Raw genomic sequence first — 1838 nt, 5'->3', positions numbered from 1 at the left:
CTCGGCGGGTCCGTGGGTGGCCTGTTCGCCGAACGGGGCGACGGACGTCCAGTCCAGGACGCGTTCCGGGGTGGGGCGGACCTGCCAGCGGCGTGGGCCGAGGCGGCGCAGCAGGGTGGGCAGGGAGACGTCCACGCCGACGAGGACGGTGCGGTCGGCCAGCGGCGTCAGGTAGAGGTCGGCGGCGCGGGTGACCTGGATGCCGTCGACGTCGACGAGCTGGTGGTCCATCACATCGCGGGCGAGCAGGACCTCGCCGGGGCGCCGCGCGTAGTCGCGCAGGTCGACGCGGGCGGTGCGCAGGCGTACGTGCCCGGCGGCGATGGTGTCGATGGCACTCGCGGCGAGGAAGGCGTGGCGGCGTCCGATCCGGATGATCAGGCCGGTGACCGGTGGATAGGGCTCGGGTCCGTAGAGGCGGGCGACGACGTCGACGACGCGGCCCACTTCCTCGCCGGACTGGTTGGTGACCGGGCCGCCGATCAGTCCGGCGAGGGACACCAGGGAGGCGCGGACGGCGCGGGTCGCGGTGGTGCGGCGCGCCATGTCGGCCTTGCGGTCGCGTAGGCGGGCCGTGGTGGACATGAGCAGAGTGGTGGCAGCCACGAGGAACAACCCCCTTGCCTCGGTCGGGACGAGGCATCGGGCGGCCTGCGGCACACCGCTGCATCCTCTGACCGGCTGTGGCGCGCCTGGACACGCGGCGACACACGCCTCCGGGTGGTCGGGCGTGGGGCGCCGTGCGCGGGGTGATCAGAGGAAGAGAGGTTGCCGCGGGTCGCTGAAGGACGGCGGGGACAACACGGTGAAGGGCCGACTATGGCCCGGACTACTGTCCACTTCGCCTCCTCCCGGTCCCGGCCACGACTCGATGTCGTGGCGGCGCGGCAAGGGGAAGCCGGGAACGACCCGGCACACCCCAACTCGTCAGAGCTTTGGCACTCCACGGCGTGTCCCCGGCTGAGCGGGGAAGCCACTTGGGGTCACCCCTTAGGTCGGGGAGACCTGTCCTGATCCGGAGCGTCTCTCGACGGGTGGGATCAGTGGCCTGTGTCCGTGAAGACGCCTCACCGAACGAGGTGTCTGTTCAAACCTGCACGAGCATAGTCCCCGGTCGACCTGCCGGCCCAATCCTTGACTGGACCTTGACCCGGTCCCGCCCGGCTGGAGCCGGCTGCGCGCCGGAACGCGTTCCGCACCTTCGAACAGCGCGGGTCGCCCATGGGCGTTTGGTGTTCCGGCCCCGCAGGGCATACAGCGGGAAGGCGTACAGCCGCGCCGACCCGACGCAGCCAGGGTGGCTCCGATGCACGAGACCAGCCCCGAACCACTCGCGACGTTCTGCGGCGACTGCAACTGCGGTTGCCCGCACCTGTTCATCGACCCCCACTCCCCCGCCGACCGGCGGGTGCGGATCACCGACGACTTCGGACAGCAGATCCAGATGAGCGAGGACCAGTTCCAGGACCTCGTCGCCCAGGCGAAGGCCGGGCGACTGGACCGCCTCGGCATCGCCTGAAACCAACCCTTTCACTGCTCGGAGCCGCCGCAGGCGTCGCTGATGCCTCGGGTCCGGGAGCGGACCCGCCGACGGCCTCCGCAGTCGGTGCGGTACCGCCGCACCCGCCTCGGCATCACCCCTGAGGGTGCACGCCACCGCTCCGGCGGTCCGGCCCCGGCCCCGGCCCCGGCCACGGCCACGAGCCACGACTACGGACGGCACGCCGGCCGCCCGCATCGTCCCGTGTGCGGGCCCGCACACGGGACGAACATGCGGGCCCACGAACGACCTGGCGGTCAGGGCAACCTGTCACTCACTCACGGCCCGGCCGGTCGGC

The 1838-nt window shown here is 72.0% G+C and carries 1 protein-coding gene, 1 pseudogene and 1 riboswitch; of the genes and pseudogenes, one reads left to right on the top strand and one right to left on the bottom strand.

Annotated elements, in window-relative coordinates; all coding sequences use genetic code 11:
- Nucleotides 1–606: pseudogene (locus C2142_RS41250) on the bottom strand (magnesium transporter); the annotation flags it as partial.
- 305 nt (nt 607–911) lie between these two features.
- Nucleotides 912–1086, bottom strand: a riboswitch (M-box (ykoK) riboswitch).
- A gap of 220 nt (nt 1087–1306) precedes the next feature.
- On the opposite strand from C2142_RS41250, the gene C2142_RS37240 reads away from it, so the two are divergent.
- On the top strand, nt 1307–1519 hold the full coding sequence (locus C2142_RS37240; protein WP_148647162.1) for a hypothetical protein: 213 nt from the start codon (nt 1307–1309) through the stop codon (nt 1517–1519).
- Nucleotides 1520–1838: the final 319 nt, after the last annotated feature.

The sequence above is a fragment of the Streptomyces sp. CB01881 genome (genome assembly GCF_002953255.1).
In the GTDB taxonomy this organism is placed as follows: domain Bacteria; phylum Actinomycetota; class Actinomycetes; order Streptomycetales; family Streptomycetaceae; genus Kitasatospora.
Note: the sequence above shows the minus strand (reverse complement) of the source record. Positions and strands in the feature narration are given on the sequence as shown.